The sequence below is a fragment of the Bradyrhizobium sp. RP6 genome, from assembly GCF_003837805.1.
Lineage (GTDB): Bacteria > Pseudomonadota > Alphaproteobacteria > Rhizobiales > Xanthobacteraceae > Bradyrhizobium.
Genome location: NZ_RQIT01000007.1, coordinates 159,892 through 182,336, shown reverse-complemented (window position 1 = coordinate 182,336; position 22,445 = coordinate 159,892). Strand labels below are relative to the sequence as shown.

Here is a 22,445-nt window from a genome sequence, read left to right as displayed (position 1 = left end):
GTCAGCCCTCGACGACGGGGCGGCGCACCGGTTTGCCGGGCCGCGCCGCCACGTCCAGCACGCCGTCGGAGATCAGCGGCTGGCCGCTGACGACGAGATGCCGCACGCCCTCCGAGGGACGGTTCATCGCAGTGAAGGTCGCGCGGTCAGAGAGCTTCTCGTAGTCGAACACGACGATGTCGGCATCGGCGTCTTTCGCGAGCCGGCCCTTGGCGCGCATCGCCGGCGTGCTCTGCGACAGGATCTCCGCCGGGATCAGCGCGCATTTGCGCACACCTTCCAGCAGCGACACGGTTTTGCGCTCGCGCACCCATTCGCGGATGAATTTCGTGAAGCAGCCAGCCGAGCGTGGATGCGAGGTGGCGTCATCCGGCAGCGGCCAAGCATCTCCGGTGTAGGTGGTGCCGTCGGAAAGCGTCCACGGCATCGCATCGGACGCGATGGCGCCGCCGGGATACAGCACGGACATGTCGAGCAGGTCGCGGTGATGCGCATTGTTCTCGGTGTCGAGGATGTGCCAGAGCACCAGCGAGGACGGCTCCTCGGCCTGCGCCTTGAGCAGCTCCTCGCGGTCGTGGAAACGGTAGCCGTCGGTCACGCGCTGCACGGAATCATAGCCGGTGCCGTTGCGCTCGACGAACTCGGGATCGCTGAAGAAGGCGGCGGCCAGCACGGTCGAGCCCGTGCCGTAGGGATAGGCCTCGACCGTAATCGGCAGACCCTGCGCCTGCGCCTTCTCGATCAGCACGCGGCAGCGCTCGACGTCGGTCTTGCTCGACGAGTTGAAATGGCAGATGTGCATGTGCGCGCCGGTGGCGCCGGCATATCCGATCAGGCGGATATAGGCTTCCGCCGCGCTCTCGGGATCGATGCGCGACATGAAGGCGACGTGGGTGAAAGTCGGCACGTCCTTGGCCGCAGCCAACTGGCACACCGCCGTCAGCTCCTGCACGCCCGCGCCCGGCGCATAGGCGTTCAGGATGCCGATACCGATGCCGCCCTCGTTCAGACCGCGGGCGAGGCGATCGAGAATGCCCGATACCTCCGCATCGGTCGCCACGTTGTCCATCCAGCGCCGATCGCGCATGGCATTGCCGAATGCCTCCAGCGAGCTCTCCGCATTAGAGCCCGTCATCGCGCCGATGCGGGCAAAGGCCCAGTTGGTGGCGGCGCCGTAGTTCAGCACGCGGCCTTTCCGCGCCTGGCGCTCGTACCAGGATGCAACCGGCAGCACGCCGGCCTCGAGATCGAGCGTCGTCGTGACGCCGTCGAACGCCTGCATGCGGTCGGCCGGGATCGACTGGCCATGCGCATGCAGGTCGATGAAACCGGGCGCCACTACGAGCCCGGTCGCGTCGATCACCCGCTCGGCGCCGCCGAGGCCCGTGCCGACAGCGGCGATCTTGCCATCCACCACCGCCACATCGCCAACGGCGTCCATCCCGCTCGCGGGATCCACCACCCGGCCGCCGCTGATCACCAAACCGCTCATATCGTCACTCCGAAAAGCCATTGCCAAAACCTCCAAAGGCCCGGCGGCCGCTTCGGGGGCGTATCGGCGCGCATAGTGCAGATTCTGGGGAGAACGACCACCACCACCGATGCCGATGCTGCATGCTTGCAAGTAAGACCGGTGAACGCAGGAGAGTGTATCGGGACCGGAACGCAACAACGCCGCTGCGTCAATTCGCCGGCCCAATCGCCATGCGCTCGCATCTCGCGGCATGATTTGCCCGAGCTGTGCTTCGCTTCGCACCCATTCAAGGAAAGGGCGCAGGGAAGGCCGGGCGCCGGCTGGCACCCATAAGACCCCTGCGCTGAACGAATGCACACGCAATGCACAGGGGAGACACAGGGCAGCCGAACCAGGCCTCCCCTGCGCGATGGTTTGACGGCCTATGCCGCGCTCTCCTCGGAGCCGAATTCCTTCTGGCCTCCGTCACCTCCGCGAAATTCACGCTACCCGCGCCGGTTGACGCGAGTGACGCCTTCGTCAAGGCTTGACCGTAGCAACGACGGCCAGGACCACACGGTTTCGCCGTACGCAGGCGATCCTGCGTCGCCAAGAGGCTTCGCAAGACATTGAGCGCCGTTCGTCTGCGCAGGAAGCGCCATGCTCACGAGGTTCATCTCGCCCTGCACGCGCAAGCCCGCCTTTAACGCCGCCCGCGTCCACCGCAATCCAGCCCGCGTTCGTGACGACGTACGACCGCCCCTATGGTGGCCTGGGATGGCCAAGTCATACGATAAATCCGAATTTCGGTAAAGTGGAATATTTTGCTGGGAGGGGGTTGACAGCGACCCGGGTGTTTTGCGGATGTCCACTGAGGCCGAGAACCGGCGTGCGGCTCTGCCGTCTTCTCGCCCCCATTGTCATTCAGTGAGCTGGCGGGGCGGCGTTACGGTGGGCAAAGTTCCCAAAGGTTCCATGTGATCGTCCGACGTCTCCTGCAACGCGACTCCTACCATTCTGTTTCGCGCCGCACCTTCCTCGGTGGATTGGCGTCGGCAGGGAGTGCCCTTGCGCTCGGCGGATGCGCCGGCCTGGGCGCGACCGGCGCGCGCTTTGACGCATCGTCCCTCTCCGCCGATCCCACCGTGCTTGTCGCTACCACGCGCAAGCCCGCGAACGGCGGTCGTACGAAACCCTGGTTCGGGCCGGAGCGAGCGACGAGCATGACGGTCGCGCGGGCCAGGCTGGTCGCCCCGGACGAGAGCCGTCTCTCTCTCGCCTCCGTCGGACTTGGGGATTGGCGTCTTGATCGGATCGAACCGGTGTCGGCCGACGCCGGCGATCTCGCCGCGCAGGCCGGCGGAGGAGACGTGCTGATCTATGTGCACGGCTTCAAGCAGACATTCGAAACCGCGGTGCTGGACACCGCCCATCTCTCCGATGGGATCAAGTTCCGCGGCCGGACCATCGCGTTTTCCTGGCCGTCCAGGGCAGGATTGTTCGACTATGCCTATGATCGCGACAGCGCGATGTGGTCCCGCGACGATTTCGAACGCGTGCTCTCGGCGCTCGTGTCGGCGCCAGGCGGCGGCCGCGTGCACATCGTTGCGCACAGCATGGGAACCATGCTGACGCTGGAAAGCCTGCGTCAGCTCTATGGGCGATACGGCGACACAGTCACGAGCAAGATCGGCGCGGTGGTGTTTGCCTCGCCCGACATCGACATGGACGTTTTCTCGTCGGCGATCCAGCGCATCGGTCCGCTCGCCGGCAAGATCACCGTGATCGCCGCGACGAACGATCGCGCCCTGGCGCTGTCGGGGCAGATCGCAGGCGGAATGACGAGGGTCGGCGCCGCCGAAAAGGCCGCCATCGCGCGGCTCGGTGTGCGCGTGGTCGACGCCTCGCAGGAAGGCTGGGGCATCATCAACCACGACCTGTTCCTGTCGAACGCGGAAGTACAGCGGGTGATCCGCCGTTCCATCGACGGCACGACCGCGTGAGCAGCGCATCTATGCTGCTTTCGCAATCACGGCGCCGGTGCCGTTAGGTCCCCAGAAACGCAATCATGTGTGCACACAACTTCTCGGACCGGGAAAACGATTCTCATGGGCGCTGCGCATGTGCACCTGAGATGCGCGCCGGGCGTCAAACGGTCGCTATCCGCCACGAGACGCGAAATGGCCATGCCACTCGCTCCCTGCGTCAAGCCAACGAGCGTGGCCGAAGACGAAGTATTTCGCAACAATAGAACGAGCAGGCAGGTGATCCGAAATGCGGCTCTACGAAGAAGCCGTCCCTTTGTGGCGTCGCCGTCATCGTGCCCGACCGTTGAGCCTCTCGAGGTTTCCAGAACTGCTTCGTGAGAAACCGCCTCCATCGCGCACATGCAGCGCTCCTGTCCGGTTGAACATGCGCACGATGGGATCCGGTTGTCGCAGAACTTTGCCGACGGCTACCGGAAATTGTCGCGATCGGTCTCAGGTATGCTGCCTCGCACAGTTCGCGACAAAGTGGTCCTCTTGACCTGCCACCTCCTCTCCTCTGCCGTTCTTTCAATCACGTTGCTTTCAGTGCGGCTTCCGGCATCGCATCAGATCCCGATGGACATGCGCGCTTGCGACAATTTGCGACAGAAGCGGCCTGCCGGGACAAAGTTCTGCGACAGCTTGTGGCCAGGATGTCTCGGCCATGGTCGGAAATCGTTGCAGATGAGGGCAGTTCCCCGGAACAGGCCGGCATCTTGCGATCACGATTTGAAGCCACGTTCCTTTCAGGGAAGCCATCCCGCAGGGATGTGATTTCAGCCGATCGTGCGCGACAGGTACATTCTATTACGCTCTTCCGATCGGTTGGCTAGTGGAATTCATCATGATGCGGAACGGAGCAATCGGATGGACTCGGCACCGCACATCGCCGTCGTGGACGATCATCGTGACATCCGCGACCTGGTCGGCAAATACTTGATGCAGCATGGCTACCGGATCAGCCTCGCGGAGAGCGCTATCGCATTGCGCCGTTTGCTCGAACGAAGTGCTCCTGACCTGATCGTTCTCGACATCATGATGCCGGGCGAGGACGGATTGTCCCTCTGCCGCCATCTGCGCAGCACCACGGAGCTTCCTGTTATTCTCTTGACTGCCATGGCGGAGGAGACCGACCGCATCGTCGGTCTGGAAGTGGGCGCTGACGACTACCTGTCCAAGCCATTCAATCCCCGCGAGCTGCTCGCCCGCATCAAGGCGGTGCTTCGGCGAGTGCAAAGCCTGCCGCCGCGAAAAGGCCGGCTGGCCAGCAAGATCGTACGTTTCGACCGGTGGACCTTCGACGTCAACCGGCGCGAATTGCTGGGAAGCGACGGCGTTGCCGTACCGCTCAGCACGGCTGAATTTCGTCTCTTGTGCGCGTTTCTCGATCATCCGGGCCTGGTACTCAGCCGCAACCAGCTCCTTGACCTGACAGTCGGCCGAGATGCCGATCCGTTCGACCGGAGCATCGACAATCAGGTCAGCCGCTTGCGGAAGAAGATCGAGGCCGATCCGAAAGTACCAGCCTTGATCAAGACTCACTGGGGTGGTGGATACAGTCTCGTCGCGGAGATCGGGCAACCATGACGAACTTGTGGACGCGCAGTCTTGCGGCCCGTTTCATCTGCTTCACGCTGCTGTCCCTCGTGCTGTCGCAGGCAATCGTATTCTTCATTTCCTGGGACGAGCACGGGCAATCGATCCGGAAGGCCGCCAAGGGCGAGATACTCAGCAGGTGTGCCTCGCTGGCCCGGGTCCTGGAAGCGACTCCTCAATCGCTCCAGACCGACATCCTCAATGCCAGCAACACCAGTTCCGCGAGATATTGGATATCGACCAACGGTCTGAAGGATGCCTCGGAGTGGCGAGAGGAGGCATGGGAGCGCCTGGCGCAGCCACTGCCGCGCGTATCCTTTCCCGGCCACAACGTGCCCGCCGAGGTGAGACCGGACTTCACCCGAAACACAGCCAGGAGCAGCGGCGCCACCTCCTCCCAGTGGCTCGACCTGAGACCGGAAGCCTGGCCACTCTCCCGGCCGGCGAAGTTCCTTTATCTCGATGACACCACCGGCATGGGCCTGGCCGTTCAGTTGGCGAATGGGGCGTGGCTGAACACTGCATTTGCCAAACCCGCACAAGACGGCTTCTGGACCTCCAAATCCACCCTCGCGCTCGGCCTTTCAGCGTTGTCGTTGTCCATCATAGCCGTGTTTGCCGCACGCGGCATCGCGCAACCCTTGCGCCGCCTCGCCGTAGCGGCCGAGGCGCTTGGCCGTGGCCAGGAGGTCGTGCCGCTGCCGGAAACCGGCCCCGACGATATCCGACGCACCGCCGAGGCATTCAATCGCATGCAGGCGCGCCTGCATCGTTTCGTCGACGACCGCACCAAGATGCTGGCTGCCATCGGTCATGATCTGCGCACACCTCTGACCTCGCTCCGTTTGCGTGCGGAATTCGTGCGCGACGAGGACGTCCGCGAGAAAATGCTTTCCACCATCGCCGAGATCCAGACAATGACAGAGGCTACCCTCGCATTTGCTCGCGAAGATGCAACTGCGGAAAGTACGCGCACCTTGGATCTCTCGGCTCTCGTGGAAAGTCTCTGCGACGATCTCGCCGAACTCGGTCATGACGTCTCTTTCTCGAACGGACAGAAGATCGGCTACAGCTGCCGGCCAGACGCACTTCGCCGCGCGTGCCGTAACCTCATTGAGAATGCCATCCGCTATGGCGAGCGGGCGCGCGTTACCTTGGAGCGACGCGCAGACAACATCGAAATCATCGTCTCTGATGATGGACCCGGCATTCCCGACAGCGCCCGCGAGCAGGTTTTTGTGCCCTTCTTCCGGATTGAGAACTCGCGAAATCGCGAAACAGGAGGCGTGGGCCTCGGCCTTTCCATTGCCCGGACCATTGTCCGCCACCACGGCGGAGACATCGTCTTGACCAACGGGCCGAAGGGACTGCGCGCGGTCATCAGCCTGCCGGCGCAGGAGGGCGCGCCGCCTCTCGTCAGCCGCCCGATCACGGCCGCAGCAGCGAAAGACGTTATCAACGATCTCGAACCGGCATCGCGCGGCATCTCTGCGTGAAGCCCGGCGAGGTCGTGACAGACGTCAGAAGTCTGGACAAGGCTCAGCAGTGACAGATGCGGAACCGCCGCCTCGTGGGGGATAGACTGTGCCAGCGATCGCCGCGGCATTGCCTGCCGCGAACGCTGCACATGATCGCGCGCGCCATTATTACAGAGGTAACCATTTGGTCTCGACCAGACATCATTCAGTAGCGGCATTGCCCCATCGTTGGCGCGGCCCGCGCGGCTACACCCGCGGTCACGCAATTATCCTATCGCCTGCTCCGGGTCGCGAAAGAAACGATTGTGTCAGCGAGTTTCGCGACCTGATGAGGCTTCCGGAATGTTCTACCATTTTCTGCTGGCGTCGTGGGGCACATTGGGAAACCTCAGCCCTCTCCTGACTGCGGGACGGAAACTGCGCCGGAATGGTCATCATGTCCGGGTGATGGCCGATCCGTCCATGCGTGCCGAAGTCGAGAGCGCCGACTTCGAATTCGTGACATGGCGCCGCGCTCCGACGGGAGAGGCCGCCGATCCGACAGATCTCTCGGAGATACCGCAATGGATACGCCGCGTCGTATTCGACCCCTGCTCGGCCTATGCGGCCGATATCCGGGACGAAATTCGCGGCGGACCGACGGATGCGGTTCTCAGCTTGGACGTATTGTTCGGCGCCGCGCTCGGAGCGGAGGCATCGGATGTGCCCCTCGCTCTTCTATCCCCCCATGTCAGCCTGCGGACCCTGCCGGGAATGCCGCCGGCCACGAGCGGGTTGGGCCAGCCGAAAACTCCGCAAGAGCGTGCTGAAGTCGACGTGGCCAATGCCGCCGTATCCCAGATGCTGAATTCGTTTCTCCCTCTTCTCAACCGCGCCCGCGTCGATCTGGGACTCGCCCCGCTCGCGGATGTCATGCACCTGTTCGATCGGGCTGACCGGCTTCTGCTCGCAACCAGTCGGGCGTTCGACTTTCAGGCTGATGCTCTGCCGTACAATTTCCGGTATGTCGGGCCGCTGCTCGACGTGCCGAACTGGTCCAAGGCCACGCAACCGAATTCGCGGCAGGCCGCCACCTGGCCAGCATCGTCCATGCGATCGGGGCGCCCCCGCGTCTTGATCGCTTGCAGCACCGGCGCTCAAGGCCAGCGCGATCTGTTTCAACGCGTCGTCAACGCGATGGGCATGCTCGAGATCGATGCCATCACGACCACTGGGCCCAATCTGAAAATTACAGATCTGCGGGCTCCGCAGAACGTGCAATTGATCAGTGGAGCTCCCCATGACCTGATCATGAAAGACGTTTCTGTGGTGGTGTCGCAAGGCGGCCACGGAACCGTTACTCGTTCGCTTCTCCACGGCTTGCCGCAGTTCGTTCTTCCGACGGGACGGGATCAGGCTGCGAACGCCGCGCGGGTCGAGACCAAGGGCGCCGGGCTTCGATTGCCGCCAACGGCCTCGGAGATGGAGGTCGCCGCGGCAGTGGACCGGCTGATCACCGAGCCGCAATTCACGACGACGGCTCGCTTCCTCGGCGAGGCCATCAAGGTCGATATCGATCGGTCCAGCCTCGTCGACGAGATGGAGACCATCGCCGCCGCTGGCCGCCGAATGAGACGGCCGTCTCCTGCAACGACAGCGCTTCATCGCGCCTGACGAACCTCGATGCCGCCGCCCGCCCATGGTGCGGCGGCAGATGCTATACGAGACCTACATTCTGGCGATCACCCCGGCTGAATGGGTTCGTCATCAGCCGCTCCTCTATCGATATCCTGGCAGACGCTGGCGATGATCTGATAGGAGCGATAGGCTGCGGCGGTGTCCTGGATGAACGTGATGATCATGAGTTCGTCTGCCTGCGTTCTCCTGATCATCGCCTGGATACCGGAACGCGCCGTTTCCGGCCCGCCAACGATAGCGTAGGACAAACGATCGGGCACGTCGGCGACGGGCGCCGCAGTCGCGTCCGTCGCCGACGCCGGCAGCTTCTTGCGAAACCATTGCACCAGGATCGGCCGGACGCCGGCCGTCATTTCCTCCGCTTCTGCATCCGTGTCCGCCGCAATGATAAAGGCCGACACCATCGCATGCGGAGATCGCATTGTGGCGCCGGGCCGGAAATGCGCGCGATACGCCTGCATGGCAGGAATCAAATCATCGGGCGCGATATGGGTCCCGTAGGAGAACGGCAGGCCGAGTTTGCCCGCCATTGCCGCCGAGGCCGTTGAAGACCCCAGCAACCAGACGGGTACATCGATGCCGCGCCCGGGTGCATGTGGACTGTCGCCCGATTGCGGCTCGCGCAGGAGCGCCAACAATTCGCCGAGGTCAGCGTCAAATCGCATGCGCGCATCGGGCGCCTTGCGTAGCATCCGCAGCGTGTCTTCGTCCGACCCTGGTCCGCCCGTAGCGCGTCCGATTCCGAGATCGATCCGGCCGGGATGAAGCGCCGCCAATGTTCCGAACTGTTCGGCAATCAGAAGGGGTGAATGGTTGGGCAACATTGCGCCGCCGGAGCCGACGCGGATCGATAGCGTGCGGCTCGCAACATGTGCAAGCACGACAGGTGGCGCCGCATTGGTCAGCCGCGGCACGTTGTGATGCTCGGTAAACCAGAAGCGTCGATAGCCCAATGCCTCCGCATGCTGCGCTCGCTCGACAGTGCGGCCAGGGCCTGACGTATGCCGTCGCCATTGTACTCGGGAGAAAAATCGAGCATCGAGATCGGAAGCGATCTGTCCATCATGAATCCTTTCGTGTTGTCCGGCACGGTCCTCCGGCCATGGGGCTGCCAATGAAGCGGCGTCGTGACGACGCCTTCACTGGCCGCGATCTCCAAGGCCCGGGTGCTCGGCCGATATTCTGTCGCAAAGGCGTGCAACGCATAGCCTGTGCTTCTGAACAGAACGGCCAGAAGAATCGCCAATCGGCGCTTAGGCGACGGCCGCTTTCAGATGACGGGCAAGTATCTCTGCGAACACCTTTACCTTCGAGGAGATGTCGACGCGCGAGGGATAGGTGAGTTGGAGTCTCCGAAGCCGAAACCGGGAGGGCCTTCACGAGAGCGCCGGACGCCAACGCCGTTCTGCATAGCGACCTGGGCAGGAGGCCGATGCCCTGACCGAGCAGCACCAGCTCGCGGATGAATGTGAAACTGTCGACCGTAACGTGGAACTGAGGCAGGACCCCGCCATCGAGGCACTGTTCGAAAAGGCGGCGCAGTTCCGGCTGCTGTGGGCCGATCAGCCGCGTTGCCTTGGCGATGCTCGCCGGAGCACCGTGACGGCGCATATAATCGGCGCTCGCATAGAAGCCCAATTCCATGTCGAGCGCCCCCCGCACGACGGCATCCTGGGGATTGGCCGCACCGATCCTAAGTGCGATATCGACATTCTCGGACACGAGGTCGAGCACCGCGTTGGTCGGAACCACATTGATCCGCACCTTCGGATATGCCGCACAGAACTCCGCGATGGCCGGAGCAACGATCTTTGCAGGAAAGTCCGCGGGCAGCGTCATGCGGATCTCGCCTGTATGAGATGGTCCGACCTGCTTCAGATCGGCGAGTGTATCGGCCAGGGACACCAGGGCGCCCTCCGACCGCTGATACAGATCCTGCCCTTCGGCGGTCAGGGCGAAGGCGCGTGTCGACCGTCTGAACAGGCGAACGCCTAGCGAGCTCTCGAGGTTGCGAATGCGCAGGCTCACGGAAGACCGCGGCATTCCTGTCCGGCGCGCGGCTCCGGAGAAGCTGCCCGCGCGAACAACTTCAATGAATGTCTTGAGTGCGTTGAGATCCATCAGCGCACCCACAGCGAACCGTGACGTCTGATAGGATCACGGGTGAAATGGCGCGCCACCTCCGAAAGCGAGCGACGAGCCCTCCGGCGGCCATCCCTAAGCATGGACGAGCGGCGGGATCGGGAATGTTTGAGAGTCCGCATCTATCGCGGGATAGTACGATATCGGGCGCTGCCTCTTTTTCACATCCTCGTTTTCACGAATGCCCGCCGGAAGATGGGTTGGTCAAAGCCAGGATTGAGACATCCGGGGATCGGGAGACCTCCCCACCATCGCTCGTCCGATTTCCTCGCTCGAAGCGAGCGCTATGGCAGAGGTCCGACGATCATTTGATCGTGCCGTTGTGCGATACCAGGCAGGAGATTCATATTCTGCTCCCGTGGTTCAGGGATGTCGCGGAGATCGCGAAAGAATTCCTCGTGCTTTCGCGGCGTCGAAACCAGGATGTGGCGCGCATCATGGGAGCCGACATTCGTGAATCCATGAACCATGCCTTTCGAAACCTGCACGCGTGCCCCGGGCTCTACGACCTCGGTCTGGTCGCCAATGAGATATTTCAGCGTTCCCTCAAGCACGACGAACAGCTTGTCCTCGGACGCGGAAATATGGGCCGGTGCACCGAAGCCTGGCTTGATCGTCATGTCCAGAATCGTGAATGGGCTTGTGCTGGAATTGATGATCCTGGTGCTGATTCCCGCGAAGTCAGTCTGCTCGAATGTGGTTGCGATGCCAGCTTCCATGTCGGTCTCCGAGGCTCGAGTGGGCGTCGGTCCATACTTCGTCGCTCCGGCGCGCCGCGCATAGCCCAATCCTCTGGACAGACCGGCCAAGACAATCGCCAATAGCCTAATTGTCGGCCGTTTTGCCGAGCTCAGCGTGGCTCCAGTGGAGCCTGAGCGTGCGACCCCGGAAGCCCTTGAAGCCTTTCTGAAGCTCGAGATCGGCAAGTGGGGACGGATCGTCAAGCCGGCCGGAATCGACCCGCAACAGACGCCGGCGTCGAAGAGGCGGCGCCGGTTTACGCTGCCGGGAAAGCAAAAGAAAACGTCGCGCCGCCATCCGGCTCATTCGTCGCGAGGACGGCCCACAGCACAGCGGTGTTGATCAAACGCTCGATATCGACACGCTCGACCTCGCCGAGCTTGCTCAGACACTACCTACGTCGGATTTGATGGGCTATCGCGAAGCGCAAGAGAAACCGCTTGCGCTCGATACTCGGCTCCAACTTCGTCGGCGACGGAACGGGAGAAAATGGGACCAGCTAAGTAACTGAAATCGCTGGCGCTCCCTAGGGGAGACGAAGAGCGACCAAGGAAGACTTTGAAAAACAAACAGAAATCAGCTTAGCTGCCAGCGAAATGCTACCACGCGCTGCTACCACCGGCAAGGCGCCAATTGCGGGCTATTCGCGATTCCATGTAGCCGATAAATACCTCAGCTCGCTCGTACACCCGCGTCATAGCTTGCAATCCAACTCACTAACTCGCCTTCGTCATGGAAAATCTTCCGGAGAGCAACCTCAATCATGGGATTGTCTCCTATTGGAAGCAGCATACGGGGGTCAGTTTTGAGACCAACGCAAATCTTTCCGGTCGCGAATGCGTATCCCAACTCGAACGCCGCCCCTTCATCAACGGTTCGCCCGTCCAGTACAATGACGAGCACGTCACAAGCCGCTATGGCGTCAATGTCGAGCTGAAATACTTTGGCTTTCGCCTCCTCTACTGACATTCCGTCCCGCACAAGGTCCAGGATAAGACCTCCGTCCTCCTGCGGTAGGTACACATTGGCGAAGCGCGAAATCGCGTCTCTGAGCGACTTGTTCCTTACGCGCTCGGCCTGCGAAAACAACGGAGCCGCAAGATACACTCTAGTTCCGTTGGCCTTCACACCTTTCCTCCGCTCCCGAGCAGTTCGTCTATGCGCTTCTCAAAATCAAATGGCTGATAGTCGCCTAGCAATATCTGCCTAGCAATCCTGCGCGATGTCTTATCACTGCCCTCGCGAGAATTATCGAACGTGAATTGAGGCTCCGGCTTGTAGACCGACTTCAACGTGGCAGATTGCTTCACGAGAGAGGCGCCATCGTAATCAATCACCATGGTAGCGCCTCTAAGCTTCCCGCGCCTAGCCTGCCTGTCGCTAAGTGCGTGCTCATCAGCTTCCAAGAAGATTATTTGGCCAGCCTCAAGTGGGCCGCTATGCTTACATACACGTGCGCGCAACTCATTCAACTTCTCAACGTTCTCAATATCTGTTTTGGAGAATGCACAAAAGTCAAGATAGCACCTATCCATAACGTGCATGCCAACTCCAGCACGCCGCATCTTATCGTTCTTCTCGCGAAGCTGACTATAAAGCCACTCGTCTATTTCCTTCCTCTCTGCTGCAGTCAGCGTCATATGGTCTTGATACATCTTTTCCGGTGCTCGCCCCGACCATTCCTCGAAGGTTGAGAAGCATCTCAATCCCTCCAGATTGCTCGACTTTCCGGCGACGACGGAGCCCACCAGATAATACTTACGCCGTGCAGGATGTGGCGAAAACCTCACCAGCTCTGCCTCGAACAGCCCGGCATCTTCTTCGTTTAGAAGATCGACGAGCTCCGCAATCTGCTTCGTCTCCAAGAAAATAGAAATCAGATTGTACACGTCAAGATTCACATCAAAGATGTGTTTGCGCTCCTCATCGCTCCTTCGGCTAGCAGGATTTTCCCAATAGATAATGTAGTGATGATTGGCCGGATTGCGCTTCATTCCAGCTCTAAGCATGTTCTTGAGCGAGTTGTCGTTGAGCGATGTCCCCAACAGCAAAAATGTTGTTGTCGCGAAGCGCGACATCAAGAAGTCCGACTCGTGGAGGGTTGGCGATATCAAGACGTCCGCAAAGGCATCCTCCGTGAAAACTAGACTTTCGCTTCGGCGCCGCCGCTTCTCGCGAGGAAGAAAGCCATTAATGTGATAGATTACGGATGCATCGCGCCTCGTTTCGATTTTAGGACGCGAAATAACTTCGGGCTGAACCTTGTTCCTGGTGCGCGCGAAGTTAATTGCCGCTTCGTCAACCAAATCGTCAAAATTGAAATTAACGCTCAGCTCGGTCCTGCATATGAGCTGCCCCAGCGAGCTCAGATAGGAATGCCGCTGAAGTATTTCTTCATACTTCAGGCTTTCGATATCGCGATAAAGCTCTTGATGGACAAGCTCCATCCAGGTTGAATCAACCTGATACTGTTCAAACTGCCTGGGAAGAGCAGACGGCGCGCCTTTTATACTCGCTTGATGAAGCGCGTAAGCGATTTGCGTAATGTAGGTCTCCTGCAATCCGGCGCTCCGATGTGCATCGAACGCACTTTTCACGGCCGGGAATCTAGTAGTTAGCCGCTCGACCAAGTCCTTCCAAGTCGGAAGTCCTGCATCGATGGAGACGCCAGCGCCAAGAATGAGACCCAAGCGCCTTCGATCAAGCCTTTGCCACATGTGACATAGCCAGACGGGAAGCTGCGACTGCGTTTTGGAGGCTTCTTCAAGGGCAGTAATTGAGCGAGGCATGCTGCTATGTTCCCGCAACCCCAGACTTCATTATGCGAGCATTGATCAATTTCGATATCGATGTATCCGCCTTGCTGCCGGCATCTCGGAGATTCCAAAGTCCCGTCTTTACAATTACGTCATGCTTGGAATGTAGCCCCAACCAATGCTGGCTTGGGGCCTCAACCGGAAGCAAGTATTCGGTAAAGAGAGCGATTGAAAGGCGTTCGATAAGAGACCGAGCACTCTCTTTGGCGGATTTGTCCGCCACCGCCACGCAACAAATTAAGAGACTGCCAATAATCTCTGACACCATCTTTTCGAGGGGCTTTTCACTATCTCGAATAGCGGCCGTGGAATTTTGCCCAATGCCCCAGTTAGGATAGTCGTCTCGCAAACCGTCTCGTCGGATGAGCGCTTCACCCAAATGAAGTCGGAACACCGAACTACGGTGATTTCCATACCCGTCAGAAGTGCCCAAGTGTGTTCGAAGACGGTCACGAAGTGTAGCGCGTGATCCTGCAGAGACGCCGTGAGTACCTACTCGGACAAGCCGAGGCAAAGTCCTCGAGAACCTGGTCTGTTCGGTCGGATCGAAGAAGAAATAGACGCCCTGATCGGGAAGCGTTCCGCGAACAGCTTCTCTCAGTGGCTTAACGTGACCCGCGGCGCTCATTCTTTCAAAACTCGCATACACCTCTTCCACCCCGCTAATCCGATCAAGGTAATGGTGACACTCCTTCAGAAAAAGCAGGCGCGCGCTGTTAGAGAGCCTGCTTAGCGGTTGGATCACTTTGAAACCCACCGACTCTAAGCGCTGATCCAAGGGAATTGCATAATCATCATCTGCAAGTAGGACTACAACCGAGCTACGGCCTTTAGCCCGCTTCAGCTTTGACACGACCTCGGATTGCCACGCGAGGCGGCGCTCCTCATCCAATGAGCTCAAACTAACATCGTAAGGATCGATAGCCGTGGTGAGGGCGAGAAGCCCGTGCTTTGCAGACAGAACGAACGCGCGCTGCTGTAGCCGAGTGATTAAGTTCATCGACATCCGAAAGCGCGGCGAAGTATACAATTCGGAAGCGATGGACCGGGTTTGCTTTTTATGCTTCCCGCACGACACGAGGACAACCGCGCCGCCGGTGAGCAGCTTCAGCTCGTCAACCAGCTCTTTTGCCGCACGCGCAAGTTCGTCTCGATCAGGGTCGAGCCAGTCGAAGGCCAATTGATCAGACTTGGCGGAAGGAGAATGGCTCATGGCTCCCGCGAGCTGTTGCGGCATATCAGGCGCTCTCAGGTGTCCCTAGGTAGTATACCGGCTACTCTTGCGACACGACCTCCCCGGATCGCTCCTGGCCTTTATCCACAGGTCTTCCTTTTCGGTCCCGCCAGAACTTGTTGTAGTCAGGCCCCTTGGAATCAGGCGGGACTTGCGGCTCGTGAATTTGAACGGGCATTGGGGCGGGGAGATCGGGACCAACGATGATGGCTTCGCCCGGCGCAAGGGATGGAATAAACATCGCGGCGTTCTTGTCCAAGTCGCCGCATGCGCGCTCGACTGCGTGCCGGTCTTCATCGTTTGTGAGACGATGCACAATGAGAGTACCCAACTGACTGAGCACATCGTGGGGAATGTCTCTCGGTCGCTGTGTCGCCATTATAGACGTAAGTCCGTACTTTCGTCCCTCCTTCGCCACGATACCGAAGGACTCCAGCCTCACGCTCGCGTACTCGTCGCCTACAGTCCTTCCGAGAAACTGGTGAGCCTCATCTAGGATCGCAATGATTGGGCGCACCCGGAACAATCCCTTCCGTGCTTCACTCAACAGATAACGCCCAATAACATTCAGAAGTATTTCTCGGGTGTTGTGTTCGAAGTGAACCGAGCGAAATGAAATGCGAATGATGTCATCACCGTCTTCCGCAAAGAACTTCGTCAACACGTCAACCAATGAAAGACCGGCCGTTTCGAAGAAGCATGATAATTGATGCGTACCCACCAGCGTCCTGATTCGGGCGACAAGCGTTTCGCAATGAGCAACGGAGTTGTCGGGGCCTCCCCAGTTATCCGCATTTGCACCCTGACCGCTAGACCAAACGCATTCGGCAATTACCTGCTCTGCAAGTCCTTCGATTCTGAAGTTGCACAACGGCGAGTTAATCGCATCGCGATGAAACTCAAGTGCATTGAAAAACGGCTCTCTAGGCTGAAATGCTTTTTCTACGTTCCCTCGCCCCGTAAATCGGACGCCCTCGGGGGGCTGTCCTCGGCAAGCACGTATCAACTTAAGGCTTCGAATGGCTTCTCTGAGCTTTGGCCCCTGAGATTGACCCGAGGGACGAAATAGGGCGAACAGATCCTCTTCGGTTGCTTGAGTATAGGGAAAGTGCACCCGCTCCGTCCCTTCTTCGCCTTCGTTGAAGGCATAATGCTTTGTGATGGACGGCAAACCAGCGAACTCACCAGTGGGGTCAAAAAGGACGCACTTCCCGCCATTGGCTTTGATCTGATCAAGGATGGTGGCAATCGTCCAACTCTTCCCGCCTCCCGTGGCTCCGAATACACCGCAGTGACGACCGAATAGTTTCTCCGGAGGTAATCGCAAGTGCATTTCACCACCGGCACTCAAAACCCCCAGATCCACTGAAAGCTGCCCTTCATTTGAAAGAGCATTTGCAGCCAGTTCTCCGAACAACTCAGGCTGGGCAAGATACACTGCATCGCCTACACGGGGATGCGTCCTAAGCCCGCGGACAAGTCGACTCCGCTTCTGATCCACGGATGCAAGCAGTTGAATACGACCGATAGGATGCGGCTCAGGAGCAAGTCCCATCTGCGGCTCAATGCTCAAACGCTCATTGTCAGGGAGTTTGACTTCGATGATGCGGCCTAGCAATTTCGCGCTCTCGCAATCGACAAACACAAAATCTCCGACAGAACCTCGCGCGAGTGCGCGACGCTCGGGACGCGCCGTGGCGTAGGGAAGATTGGCGTGGACAATTGATGCGCTAACAAAGGTAATTGTTCCGGCGTAGCGGCTTGGGTCGATAAGACTGCGCATCATGGTTTAGACCGCTGAGGGTTCATTTAAAATCTTGATCCGCTCCGCATGACGCTCGCGTTCCGTTTGTGCGACAAGATCTGGAATCGCTTGAGCAAGATCATCAAATCGAGCATTTAAGAGCGTGACTCGTTGGTCGCCAATGTCTGCGAGCCGTTTCAACCTGGAAAAGCACGGGCTGGCCTTTGGTCGAGCTTCCGCAGTCGTTGGCAGCAAATGCTCATTCTTTTCCAACTCCTCGTCGGTGAGGAATGCGATGTCGCAAACAACTAAGCGTAGCGTCATATTGGCTTCAAGAGCGGCCATTATGGGCTTGCTGATGTGATCGTCGTTGAAGCCAAACCCCGAGACGATCAGCGCGGTATCGGGTTGACGCAAGGCGGTTTGCAAGGCCGACATCATGTCTAAAAATGGCGTCTCGAATGCTTCCTGATACTTGCTGTCGCGTGGATAAATAAGGACCGCCGGTCCGTCGACCTCGCTGCGAGACCGTATCAACTCTGCTTCCTTCCGGCGCCAGTCTATGGAACCGTGAAGCTTGTACAGATGGAAAACACTTTCGATGTACTCTGGCCCTTCGCTAACAGAATCTCGACGGACGATGTCGTAAGCGAAATTGCCGGCGTCATAGACTTGCGGCATCGTATGGGTGAAGCCGTCGACAACTGTAAAGCGGAGTGCCCTCGCCGCGTATTCAAAACTCAAATCATAGTTTGTAGTGAACAAGCGCGCCCTTGGCTTCCTTGCACCGCGCCGAGCGATTTTTCTTAGAATCGCCTGATGTGCAGACAGGTCCGTTTGCTCGCTCACAAAGTCGACGCGAGCCGCAATAGACTGTTCGGCTGATGCGATAAATGCAGCAACGTCACGAGCTTCTTCGCGTCCGAACAGCTCCAGGTAAATCTTGCATTGAGTTAAGAGCTTTTCGATGTTCTTTTCTGCAATAGCCTGATTAGAAAGAGGCATACGGCGAGCAATTGCGTCGACCGAGTCTTGGCTCGCTTCAGCAAGCACCGCGTCCCAAAGGTCTTTCATGCCGGGCGCTGTAATGCCGTTCTGAGCATTATTCTTTGCACAAAATGAGGAGCCTGCCCCCGTTAATAGGATCAGGTTTGAAGCGTTTAGACTCGCGGTCAAAGATTCTTCGATTAGGCGCGCGCTGCCACGTTCGGTTACTTGCCCCTCTCCGTTCTTTGCGTCGTCATGAGCACGCCAACCGTCTTCGCGCTTATAGAAGCGTACATTGCTCACCGACGCTGGACGATCATCCCAGTAGTTCATCGCTCCCTCGCACGCGCGCTCCCGCACCTGTCAGGGCGACCTTGATATCTGCGGCAGACACATCGGCCTCCAGCGCCCTCATAGGTTGTCCCAAGATACCGTAGGATCCGAAACCGAACAGGTATGCGTCTGACGTATCCCCCGGATTCCGAAATGGAGGCTGTCTAAATCCTAAATGGTCGATAAGGTTCTTTACAGACCAGCTCTGGAGGACCCTTACGTGGCCACGGCTCCCCTGATCACGTACATCCGCGTCAGCACATCGGGCCAAGGCCGCTCAGGCTTGGGCATCGAGGCCCAGCGGCAGAACCTTGCCCACTTCGCCGCCTCCGAGGGATACGAAGTCGCCCGCGAGTTCGTTGAGGTGGAAACAGGCAAGGGCTCGGATGCTCTCGACCGCAGGCCGCAGCTGAAGGCCGCCCTGGCCGCCGCACGCAAACTCAAGTGTCAGGTTGGTGTGGCCAAGCTCGACCGGCTCAGCCGCGACGTTCACTTCATAAGCGGGCTCATGGCTCACAAGGTCCCTTTCGTGGTCGCTGAGCTTGGCCCGGACGTAGACCCCTTCGTGCTGCACCTCTTCGCCGCCCTGGCCGAGAAAGAACGCGCGCTGATCTCCACCCGTACCAGGCAGGCCTTGTCGGCCGCCAAGGCTCGCGGGGTCAGCTTGGGCAACCCTAAGCTCCACGCGGCTCGCAAAGGAGCTGTGGAAGCCGTTAAGGCCGAGGCGGACCGCTACGCTGCCAACGTGCTCCCTATCATTCGTGAGGCTCAGAAGGCTGGCGCAAGCACGCTCAGGCAGCTGGCGGACGCGTTGAATGCGCGGGGTATCCCTACGGCCCGAGGTGGCCAGTGGTACGCTCAGTCCGTCGCGAACATCCTACAACGGGCATAAGAGGAACTGTGATGTCAGCTCTTGGCACAATATCGGTGCTACTCGCGTCACTGCTGTCAATTGTCCCTGGGGCGACATGGCCCGCAAGCGTACTTTTCATCATTGGCCTGTGGATGGTGTATTCGGGGTAGGGCGTGGGTGCGCCCCCCAGTACCTTGGGCGAAAACTTCGGGTCCCATACGCCGCAAGGGATCCTAATCTGAAACGTTGCCTCGACCGACTTCAAGCTCCTCGGCTTAAAGCCTCCGCCGCCGCCAAGCTCCTTGCTGCGGTGTTCACTCTATTGCGCAACTGCGCGTGGGCTTGAAGCAGGTGCTGAATCTTCGCTAGGCTTAGGTTCCTGAGGGGGGAGTATCGAATGCGCGGGCTGATGATCATCGCAGCTATAGCGGCGTACCTGTGGGTCTTTGGGACCCCATCGTTCCTGAGCCCGTACACCTACAGGGCCGAGGTGGGATACTACAACGGCGGCGCTCAAGCATGGTACGTTGGAAACGATACCTCTTTCGACAGCTGCATCTCGGAGGCACAGGCGATGTTCAACAGCTACAACACGCCGAAACCCAATCGGGCGTTCTCCTGGGCATGTCGGAAGATGCAGGGTGAGAGCTTTCTGGAGCGTGTTCGTTAGCAACGAAAGCTCCGTCTTCGGGTCCCATGGCCAACACTGGTTCTCGCGGGTCCCATCGGGCCCCAGTTACAGAAATCCCCTCTGATTTCGTTAGGGATCTGCGAAGTCATCAAGCACTTAGCGACCAACGACCCTGACCTTCACCAGAAGGCGCTCGGCCTGACGGGCGGCGCCTCTCGCTCCTGACGCTCCCTTGACTTTATGTTCTCTCTTCGTTCTATTGGGAGAATTCCCAGGTTCGCCATGCCCACTCTCGAATATCTCCGCTCGGAAATCGAGCATATGCGGCGTCAGATCGGCCGCCAGCAGAAGGAAATCCAGTCCCTCCGGCGTGCCGGGCTGTCCACGGCGTCCGCTGAGAGCTTGCTCGGGAGGATGCAGGCCAAGGTGGACGGCCTATGCGACCAGCGGGACCAGCTGAGGAAAGCCGAACCCGGACCGGTAAGAGGCAGGGTTCTCGGCGGCCGGAAGTGGTAGCGGACTGAGCCGGACCGGCGATAATATACGCCTGGGGGCGAGATGGATTGGTCACTGATATTGCTGATTGCGCTGGTCGGCGGATTCTTCCTATGGCGCCAATCGAAGAACACGGAAAAAGCAGAGGCGGCGAGGGACCGTCTCAAGCGGGATGACCGGCTCTACCAGGCCATCAAAGCGGGGATGCGGGAATATCGCTGGAAGGAGCGTGACCATGACTTTTGGGACGCGAAGCACGGCCAGCGGCTGTTCGAAACGGCCCACCTCATCGCTTTCCATGTTGATCACTTCGCGGAAAGCCGCGTCGGGTTCTTTTTCAAAGATCTGAATGAGTACGGGATGTACGGCGCGTTTGCCGGAAACGGTGACGAGTTCATCGAGAGCTATTACCGCACGGACAGCACCTTAAAAGAAGAAGGTATGCTTCTGCACGATGACGCCTAAAAGCTCTCCATGACCCGCGTGTAGGCCGGGTGATTGCGGTTCTTGTTTTTAATCCAGTGGTCGCACCGGCCGAACCGGTAGGCCCGCTCCCTGTGCTTCGAGACCAGTCCCTCCAGCCCCATCTTGCACGCGGCGTCGAACAGCTCCGGCCCGATCGGTCCGGCCTCGAACGGGGCGACGAAGATCCCTTGGCTTCGGCCGCGGAGGAGTTGCATCAGGTTGGTCTTCCGCATGTGCAGGGGCAGGCCGGTTAGGTCGTCGCCGCCGAAGGCCAGACAGTCGAAGGCGTAGAGCTGAACCTCATGGTCTTCCTGGCGTGAGTGGAGGGCGTCGAAATCCGACATTCCATCCACGCCCAGGATTACCGCCTCGCCATCAATGACGAAGTGCTCCTCGCGGATGTTCAGCGCGGTCTCGACTATCCACGGGTATCGCTTGGTCCAGTCGTGCCCGTTTTTGGTGATGAGCTTCACCCGATTGCCATTGCGGACTACTCTAAGGCGGTAGCCGTCGTATTTGACCTCGTGAATCCAGTCGTTACCCGCGGGCACAGATTCGCCTATGACCGGCAACGCAAACCCTATCTCTTTCGGCATCAGTTACTCAGGGGCAGAGCCAATTGAACGCCGACCTTCCGGCCGAGCTGTCCTTCAATGAAGTCCCGCAGGACGTCGGGTATGTCCCCGTCCAGCCGCCTCTCCAACTCAAGGGCGATGTCTTCGGAGGCATCCCGTGCCCACCCCTCCACAGGATTGAACGCCACCACACGGAGGACGTGGGAATACTGCCCGGAGAGGAGGTCGGAAATCATAGTGGTGTAGTCGATGCCTTCCTCAGTCTCGCGGAATGCGGCACCGGTCCGGAAATCCTCAAGCACGATGTAAAAATCACGGTCCAAACGGTCGTTCGGCACAATCGAGGGCGAGCCCATCACGCAACTCCACTCAAACGAGTCCTGCGTAGGTGACGTCGAACCGATTGCGAATCATGCCCAAGCGTCTTGAATCGCATGATTTGGAACTCGGAACACCCCAGCGTTCTTCGTCAGGCACTGGAGGTTGAGAATGGCGAAGAAAGCAAAGACCGCGCGTGGGCGTAAGCAGGACCGTGCGCGTGGGCCGAGTGGGATGCAGGGAGCATCAGGTGCACCGAGAAAGGGATTGAGCTTGCTCACCAAGTCCATATCGCTGCTCGGAGCGGAGGCCCCTGGGCCCAGCGGCTAAGGAAGAGAACCTAAAGCGGGCAAACGGTCCCCCGCAAAAACCGAATTCTCGGGGGCCCTATGAAACACCGGGGCGCCTTTGTGCTACCAATGACTCGTCAGGCCCGCTGCGGAGCCGCCGAAACGCCTCGTGGGTTTGACGACAGATAGGCACCACGCGCCAGCAACGAATCCTAAGGCTCCTCTGGGAGACTTAGGGGCTACCTGGAGAGAACTCTCAAGCGGAGATAACACCATCACTTTTGTAATTATATCAGAGCTGATTTCCGTGGCTCATAAGATACCTGAGGCGCCAACAAACGAAGTAAGCTCCTCTCGGAGGAGAACACCACAGCTCAGCACCTCGGAAAGGTCCCCCTGAGACCTCTAATGGATGTATCTCTTAGAGACTTCGAGGGGTGTTTTCTACACCGACCCACTATTCCTACCCCTGAGACCAATTCGGTTCTCTTAGAGCCTTGAGGGGCTCCTTCTAACTGGTCTTTGTCAGACCAATTCAATTCTCCACTCAACATTCACAAGCACACCCTGGTGTCTCTTAGGATCACTAG

The 22,445-nt window shown here is 59.3% G+C and carries 18 protein-coding genes; 7 read left to right on the top strand and 11 right to left on the bottom strand.

What is annotated here, in order from left to right; all coding sequences use genetic code 11:
* Position 1 precedes the first annotated feature (1 nt).
* A complete protein-coding gene (locus EHH60_RS16495) occupies positions 2-1,492 on the bottom strand; it encodes an amidohydrolase family protein (RefSeq protein ID WP_245454506.1) in 1,491 nt (496 codons plus the stop codon).
* 938 nt (positions 1,493-2,430) lie between these two features.
* Here EHH60_RS16495 and EHH60_RS16485 point away from each other — a divergent pair.
* The 4 genes from EHH60_RS16485 (at position 2,431) to EHH60_RS16470 (ending at position 8,207) form a co-directional block, all read left to right on the top strand.
* A complete protein-coding gene (locus EHH60_RS16485; protein WP_124160501.1) occupies positions 2,431-3,456 on the top strand; it encodes an alpha/beta hydrolase in 1,026 nt (341 codons plus the stop codon).
* Between the two features lie 891 nt (positions 3,457-4,347).
* Complete coding sequence (locus tag EHH60_RS16480) at positions 4,348-5,067, top strand: response regulator (protein WP_124160500.1); 720 nt, start codon at positions 4,348-4,350, stop codon at positions 5,065-5,067.
* A complete protein-coding gene (locus tag EHH60_RS16475) occupies positions 5,064-6,572 on the top strand; it encodes a sensor histidine kinase (protein WP_124160499.1) in 1,509 nt (502 codons plus the stop codon). The genes EHH60_RS16480 and EHH60_RS16475 overlap by 4 nt, the downstream gene beginning before the upstream one ends.
* 324 nt (positions 6,573-6,896) lie before the next feature.
* Complete coding sequence (locus tag EHH60_RS16470) at positions 6,897-8,207, top strand: glycosyltransferase (protein ID WP_124160498.1); 1,311 nt, start codon at positions 6,897-6,899, stop codon at positions 8,205-8,207.
* Positions 8,208-8,275: 68 nt separating this feature from the next.
* Here EHH60_RS16470 and EHH60_RS16465 read toward each other — a convergent pair whose 3' ends face one another.
* The 8 genes from EHH60_RS16465 to EHH60_RS16425 all read right to left on the bottom strand — a co-directional run bounded on the left by EHH60_RS16465 (position 8,276) and on the right by EHH60_RS16425 (position 18,228).
* On the bottom strand, positions 8,276-9,346 hold the full coding sequence (locus EHH60_RS16465; protein WP_124160497.1) for an LLM class flavin-dependent oxidoreductase: 1,071 nt from the start codon (positions 9,344-9,346) through the stop codon (positions 8,276-8,278).
* Entirely contained in the window at positions 9,294-10,352 is a 1,059-nt protein-coding gene (locus EHH60_RS16460; RefSeq protein WP_124160496.1) for a LysR family transcriptional regulator, read from the bottom strand. Before EHH60_RS16460 ends, EHH60_RS16465 begins: the two co-directional genes overlap by 53 nt.
* 305 nt (positions 10,353-10,657) lie before the next feature.
* A complete protein-coding gene (locus EHH60_RS16455) occupies positions 10,658-11,092 on the bottom strand; it encodes a cupin domain-containing protein (protein ID WP_124160495.1) in 435 nt (144 codons plus the stop codon).
* A 694-nt stretch (positions 11,093-11,786) separates the two neighbouring features.
* The gene (locus tag EHH60_RS16445) at positions 11,787-12,242 is read right to left on the bottom strand and encodes a nucleoside 2-deoxyribosyltransferase (protein WP_199751510.1); all 456 of its coding nucleotides are present in this window, start codon (positions 12,240-12,242) and stop codon (positions 11,787-11,789) included.
* The gene (locus tag EHH60_RS16440) at positions 12,239-13,903 is read right to left on the bottom strand and encodes an SIR2 family protein (protein ID WP_124160494.1); all 1,665 of its coding nucleotides are present in this window, start codon (positions 13,901-13,903) and stop codon (positions 12,239-12,241) included. Before EHH60_RS16440 ends, EHH60_RS16445 begins: the two co-directional genes overlap by 4 nt.
* Positions 13,904-13,907: 4 nt before the next feature.
* Positions 13,908-15,167: a GIY-YIG domain-containing protein gene (locus EHH60_RS16435; protein ID WP_124160493.1), complete on the bottom strand. Its 1,260-nt coding sequence runs from the start codon at positions 15,165-15,167 to the stop codon at positions 13,908-13,910.
* Positions 15,168-15,204: 37 nt separating this feature from the next.
* Positions 15,205-16,950 carry an ATP-binding protein gene (locus tag EHH60_RS16430; RefSeq protein ID WP_124160492.1) on the bottom strand — a complete coding sequence of 582 codons (1,746 nt, stop codon included), beginning with the start codon at positions 16,948-16,950 and terminating at the stop codon, positions 15,205-15,207.
* Between the two features lie 3 nt (positions 16,951-16,953).
* Positions 16,954-18,228: an SIR2 family protein gene (locus tag EHH60_RS16425; protein ID WP_124160491.1), complete on the bottom strand. Its 1,275-nt coding sequence runs from the start codon at positions 18,226-18,228 to the stop codon at positions 16,954-16,956.
* Between the two features lie 220 nt (positions 18,229-18,448).
* Between EHH60_RS16425 and EHH60_RS16420 the strand changes: the two genes are divergently transcribed.
* The 3 genes from EHH60_RS16420 to EHH60_RS16405 all read left to right on the top strand — a co-directional run bounded on the left by EHH60_RS16420 (position 18,449) and on the right by EHH60_RS16405 (position 20,672).
* Positions 18,449-19,120 (top strand): recombinase family protein, encoded by a 672-nt coding sequence (locus tag EHH60_RS16420; protein WP_124160490.1) that lies wholly within the window; start codon positions 18,449-18,451, stop codon positions 19,118-19,120.
* Positions 19,121-19,478: 358 nt separating this feature from the next.
* Positions 19,479-19,751 (top strand): hypothetical protein, encoded by a 273-nt coding sequence (locus tag EHH60_RS16415; protein WP_124160489.1) that lies wholly within the window; start codon positions 19,479-19,481, stop codon positions 19,749-19,751.
* A gap of 519 nt (positions 19,752-20,270) precedes the next feature.
* Positions 20,271-20,672, top strand: a complete 402-nt coding sequence (locus EHH60_RS16405) for a hypothetical protein (protein WP_124160487.1) — start codon at positions 20,271-20,273, stop codon at positions 20,670-20,672.
* On the opposite strand, the gene EHH60_RS16400 is transcribed toward EHH60_RS16405, so the two are convergent.
* Together EHH60_RS16400 and EHH60_RS16395 are read right to left on the bottom strand one after the other, a co-directional pair.
* A complete protein-coding gene (locus EHH60_RS16400; protein WP_502697409.1) occupies positions 20,669-21,223 on the bottom strand; it encodes an ATP-dependent DNA ligase in 555 nt (184 codons plus the stop codon). The genes EHH60_RS16405 and EHH60_RS16400 overlap by 4 nt on opposite strands.
* Positions 21,224-21,267: 44 nt before the next feature.
* Complete coding sequence (locus tag EHH60_RS16395; protein ID WP_349629069.1) at positions 21,268-21,603, bottom strand: hypothetical protein; 336 nt, start codon at positions 21,601-21,603, stop codon at positions 21,268-21,270.
* Positions 21,604-22,445: the final 842 nt, after the last annotated feature.